This is a genomic window from Bradyrhizobium sp. (assembly GCF_017881085.1).
Taxonomy (GTDB): Bacteria; Pseudomonadota; Alphaproteobacteria; order Rhizobiales; family Xanthobacteraceae; genus Bradyrhizobium.
In genome coordinates, this window is the sequence record NZ_JADGRI010000343.1 from 1 (window position 1) to 5497 (window position 5497).

At 62.0% G+C, this 5497-nt stretch carries 4 protein-coding genes; all 4 read right to left on the bottom strand.

Annotated elements, in window-relative coordinates; genetic code table 11:
• Positions 1-1757, bottom strand: a 1757-nt coding sequence (mnmG, locus tag QZ213_RS23940) for a tRNA uridine-5-carboxymethylaminomethyl(34) synthesis enzyme MnmG (RefSeq protein WP_291688556.1), incomplete at its 3' end; no start/stop codon positions are given.
• 159 nt (positions 1758-1916) lie between these two features.
• Positions 1917-3278, bottom strand: a complete 1362-nt coding sequence (gene mnmE, locus QZ213_RS23945; protein ID WP_291688558.1) for a tRNA uridine-5-carboxymethylaminomethyl(34) synthesis GTPase MnmE — start codon at positions 3276-3278, stop codon at positions 1917-1919.
• Positions 3279-3564: 286 nt separating this feature from the next.
• On the bottom strand, positions 3565-4830 hold the full coding sequence (gene rho / locus QZ213_RS23950) for a transcription termination factor Rho (RefSeq protein ID WP_029584660.1): 1266 nt from the start codon (positions 4828-4830) through the stop codon (positions 3565-3567).
• Positions 4831-5087: 257 nt separating this feature from the next.
• Positions 5088-5497, bottom strand: a 410-nt coding sequence (hemJ, locus tag QZ213_RS23955; protein WP_291688557.1) for a protoporphyrinogen oxidase HemJ, incomplete at its 5' end; no start/stop codon positions are given.

Here is a 5497-nt window from a genome sequence, read left to right on the forward strand (position 1 = left end):
TCCAGTTTTGAACGCGCCTCATTGGAAAGCCCCGGCACCATCAAGTAATCGATATCGCCAAGGATCAGCCCTTCGTCGCGCCGGAAGGCATCGACATCGGCGGTCTGGCGCTTGAGATAGACGTCGTACTTGGCATCGATCTCGAGATGGCCCGCGATCGCTGGTTCAATGGCCGACAGCTCCGGCCAGATGCCGCGGATCTCCGTCCATCCGATCTCCGGATAGGCCAGGAGTTCGAAGGCCGAGCGGCGCTGGCCATCCTTGTTGAGCGCCAGGCCATGCCGGGCGGCTTCATTGGGCGTCAGCGCCAGCGATTTTGTCAGAGCCTTTGCGGCATTCAAGGCGGCCATCTTGGTGCCGTGCCGCTGCGAACGCGCCGGTTCGACGCAGCCCAGCGCAATCCCCTTGTCGGTCAGGCGCTGATCCGCATTGTCGGCACGCAGGGTCAGCCGGTACTCGGCCCGCGAGGTGAACATCCGGTAGGGCTCGGTGATCCCACGGGTCACGAGATCGTCGATCATGACCCCGAGATAGCCGTCGGCGCGGTCGAACACGACAGGGTCAGAGCCACCAGCGGCCAAGGCCGCATTCAACCCCGCTACCAGCCCCTGTGCCGCTGCCTCTTCATACCCGGTGGTACCGTTGATCTGTCCGGCCAGGAACAGGCCCCGCAGACGCTTGGTCTGCAGGGTGGGATCGAGTTCGCGGGGGTCAACGTGATCGTATTCGATGGCGTAGCCCGGGCGAACCATGCGCACGCGCTCCAGCCCCGGGATCGAGGCCAATATCTTGAGCTGTACCTCTTCCGGCAGCGAGGTCGAAATGCCGTTGGGGTAAACCGTGGAATCGTCGAGCCCCTCCGGCTCCAGAAAAATCTGATGGCCGTCGCGGTCGCCGAAGCGGACGATCTTGTCCTCAATCGACGGGCAATAGCGCGGCCCGGTGCTCCTGATCTGACCGGAATACATCGGCGAGCGATGCACATTGGCCCGGATCACCTCATGGGTGGCCGCCGTGGTGCGGGTGATGCCGCACTGGATCTGGGGCGTTGTGATTTTCCCGGTCATCACCGAAAAGGGCTCCGGCGGATCATCGCCGGGCTGCATTTCTACCGCGGACCAGTCGATCGTCTTGCCGTCAAGCCGGGGTGGAGTCCCCGTCTTCAGCCGTCCGAGGGTAAACCCCGCGCTCTCAAAAGACTTCGAAAGCCCCAGCGCCGGCGCCTCCCCGACTCGGCCAGCGGGCCAGCTCTTCTCACCGAGATGGATCAGCCCGCGCAGAAAGGTCCCGGTCGTTATCACCACGGCGCCCGCGGATAGCGCCCGGCCGTCGGCCAGACGAATGCCGCTAACTCGGCCGTCCGAGACAATCAGCTCGTCGGCCTCGCCTTCGATGACGCTGAGGTTCGCCGTCTCCCGGATGGCGGCCTGCATCGCCGCCGCGTAGAGCTTGCGGTCGGCCTGGGCGCGCGGTCCGCGCACCGCCGGACCCTTGCGCCGGTTGAGCATGCGAAACTGAATGCCACCGGCATCGGCGATGCGGCCCATCAGGCCATCCAGCGCATCGACTTCGCGGACCAGATGGCCCTTGCCGAGCCCGCCGATCGCGGGGTTGCAGGACATCGCGCCGATGGTCGCAAAGCGATGGGTCACCAATGCCGTCTGGGCGCCCATGCGCGCGGAGGCGCTGGCGGCTTCGCAGCCAGCGTGGCCGCCGCCAATGACGATGACGTCGAATGATTCTGAGCGGGTCAGCATGGCCGACTTTTATCGCGGGGCCACAGATCCCGAAAGTGGTAAGTTCGTTGTTGGCGAATGTTTCACGTGAAACACGCTCCCAGCGGGTCATCGAAAGATTGTTTCACGTGAAACAATCCAATGAAATGAACCAAGAAATATTTCTTTTTATTTATATTCTTACTTACCGATACAGAACTCCCGGAAGATCACGTCGAGGATATCCTCGACATCGACCCGGCCGAGCAACCGGCCCAGGGAATAGGCCGCCATCCGCAGATCCTCGGCGGCCAGCTCTTCGCCGTCGCCAAGGACCGTGATGCTGCGCTGGAGCGACTCCGCGGTCTGCCGCAGCAAGTTCCGCTGCCGCTCCCGTCCGATCAGACTGCCCTCGTCCGAACCAAAATATTTTTCCGCAAAACCGACCAGAGCGGCGATCAGCTCGGCGATCCCGTCGCCCCGACTCGCCGAAATGCTGAAGTCGACCGCCTCCCTGCCCGGCCCCAGACCGCCGGCCGGTGCTTTCGCGCGCCCGGCATCACGCGCCGCCGTATCGAGGTCGATCTTGTTCCGGACCCGCCACACCGGCGCGTCGCCCTGCTGCGGAGCTTCGTCGTGCTGCGGATCGCTCATCCACACCACCAGGTCGGCTTCCGCCGCCCGCGCCCTTGCCCGGCGCACGCCTTCCTGCTCGACGGGATCGTCGGTCTCGCGAATTCCGGCGGTGTCGATCACCGTCACCGGAAAGCCGTCGAGATCGAGCTGCACTTCGATTACGTCACGCGTGGTGCCCGCGTGCGGCGAGACGATCGCCACCTCGCGCCGCGCCAGCGCATTCATCAGCGTCGATTTGCCGACATTCGGCGGACCGGCGATCGCGACCGCCAGTCCCTCGCGTAGCCGTTCACTGCGCCCCTGCGCCGCCAGCACTTCCTCGATCTCGCCCAGCAGCGTTTCGATCCTTGCAACTGCCGGCGCGATCAACTCGGCGGGCACGTCGCCTTCGTCGGAAAAATCGATGCCGGCTTCGATCAACGCGGAGGCCTCGATGATCTGATCGCGCCAGTTGCGCGCGCGGTCACCGAGCAGTCCCTTCAACTGGCGCAGCGCCTGGCGGCGTTGCCGATCGGTGTCGGCGTGGATCAAATCGTCGAGGCCTTCGGCCTCGGTCAGGTCAAGCTTGCCATTCTCGAAGGCACGCCGGGTGAATTCGCCGGGCTCCGCCGCACGAAGTTCGGCGAAAGCCGAAAGCGCCGCGAACAGCGCCGCCAACACCGCCCGCCCGCCATGGACGTGAAATTCCGCGACGTCCTCACCGGTCGCACTTGCCGGGCCCGGAAACCAGAGCACCACCGCATCGTCGATCGGCTGCTGATTCGCATCACGCAGCAATACCCGCGTCGCCAGCCGCGGCGCCGGCATCTTGCCGGCAAGCGCCGTTAGCACCGGCCCCGCCTGCGGACCGGAAACACGCACCACGGCGATCGCGCTCGGCGGCCGGCCCGACGAGAGTGCAAAAATGGTCTGTTCGCGGGGATGCATCACCTATTTGTTTTCCGAGCTCCTTGAAAAGGCAACGTAATTTCCAGTCTGCGACGCCAGCCGGGCGATCCATCGAGTCGCCAGCGACCGGCACTCAAAGGATGCGGAGATCCACCGATTCAAGGCTTCGCACCAGAAAATATAATATTATATAGCAATTTCAATCATTTGGAGATACATCGCAAACGGGCGGAGTTCTTCCATGCTGCACTTTTGCTGCAGCAAATCATGCAGCAAAAAGGGGCGCCCCTCGCAAGGACGCCCCAGTCAGTGCCGCCGAAACGGCTCAGGTATTCATCGACTCGAAGAATTCCGCGTTGTTCTTGGTGTTACGCAGCTTGTCGAGCAGGAAGTCGATCGCGTCCATGGTGCCCATCGGATTGAGGATCCGGCGCAGCACGTACATTTTCTTCAGGAGCTGCGGATCGGTGATCAGCTCTTCCTTGCGGGTGCCGGAACGCGAAATGTCGATCGCGGGGAAGGTCCGCTTGTCGGAAACCTTGCGGTCGAGAATCAGTTCCGAATTGCCGGTACCCTTGAACTCTTCGAAGATAACTTCGTCCATCCGGCTGCCGGTATCGACCAGCGCGGTCGCGATGATGGTGAGCGAACCGCCCTCTTCGATGTTGCGCGCGGCGCCGAAGAAACGCTTCGGCCGCTGCAGCGCATTGGCATCGACGCCGCCGGTCAGCACCTTGCCGGATGACGGCACCACGGTGTTGTAGGCGCGGCCGAGCCGCGTAATCGAGTCCAGGAGGATCACGACGTCACGGCCGTGCTCGACCAGGCGCTTTGCTTTTTCGATCACCATTTCGGCGACCTGGACGTGACGCACCGCGGGCTCGTCGAAGGTCGAGGACACGACCTCGCCTTTCACCGAGCGCTGCATGTCCGTGACTTCCTCGGGCCGCTCGTCGATCAGCAGCACGATCAGATAGCACTCCGGATGATTGGCCGTGATCGAGTGCGCGATGTTCTGCATCAGCACGGTCTTGCCGGTGCGGGGCGGCGCCACGATCAGGGCGCGCTGGCCCTTGCCGATCGGGGCGACGATGTCGATAACCCTTGCAGAAAGGTCCTTTCTGGTGGGGTCTTCGAGCTCGAGCCGGAACCGCTGATCGGGAAACAGCGGGGTCAAATTGTCGAAATTGACCTTGTGCTTGGACTTTTCCGGGTCCTCGAAATTCAGCGTGTTGACCTTCAGCAGCGCGAAATAACGCTCGCCTTCTTTCGGGCTGCGGATGTGGCCTTCGATGGTATCGCCGGTGCGAAGCCCGAAGCGGCGGATCTGCGAGGGCGAGACGTAGATGTCGTCCGGTCCCGGCAGATAGTTTGCGTCCGGCGAGCGCAAAAATCCGAAACCGTCGGAGAGAACCTCGACGACGCCTTCGCCGATAATGTCGGTTTCCTGGATCGCGAGCTGCTTGAGGATGGCGAACATCAGCTCCTGCTTGCGCATGGTGCTGGCGTTTTCGACCCCTTTTTCTTCCGCAAACGAAACCAGCTCGGCTGGCGTTTGCGCTTTGAGGTCTTGAAGTTTCATTTCCCGCATTGGGATGGTCCTGTGGAGAAGTTTGGGGGAGGAATTGCGAGGTGGCTTTATGAAAATGCGGACGCGAAATCAGGAAGGTCCGCAGGTCTGAGCAAGGAAGGTGCCGGAGAGGCTTCAAACCTGATGCGGCGGCCGGTTCAACAAGGAACCGAAACGCAACCACATCCGCCTGCGTGGGGTGGGATTTCAACAATATAGAAAATCGCGGGGCTTTCCGCAAGCAGGCCGGCAGCCTCAGCTGTCAGCAGCCCTGCCCATCAAAACGGCTTCACAATCACCAAAATCACTATTCCGATCATCAGAATCGTCGGTACCTCATTGATAAAACGATAGAATCTCTGACTTCTCGCATTCCGGTCGGCGGCGAAATCCTTCACGCTGCGGGCAAAAAAGCCGTGGGCGCCGGACAACAACAGCACCAACAGCAGTTTACCGTGAAACCATCCCGCCGAAAACAAATGACCCGCCCAGGCGAGGTAGAGTCCTGCTAACCATGTCACGACCATTGCCGGATTGATGATCGCTTTCAGCAACCGCCGTTCCATCACCTTGAAGGTTTCGGATTGCTTCGATCCGGCCTCCGCCTCGCAATGATAAACGAACAGCCGCGGCAGATAAAGCATGCCGGCCATCCAGGCGATGACCGCGATCACATGCAACGCTTTGA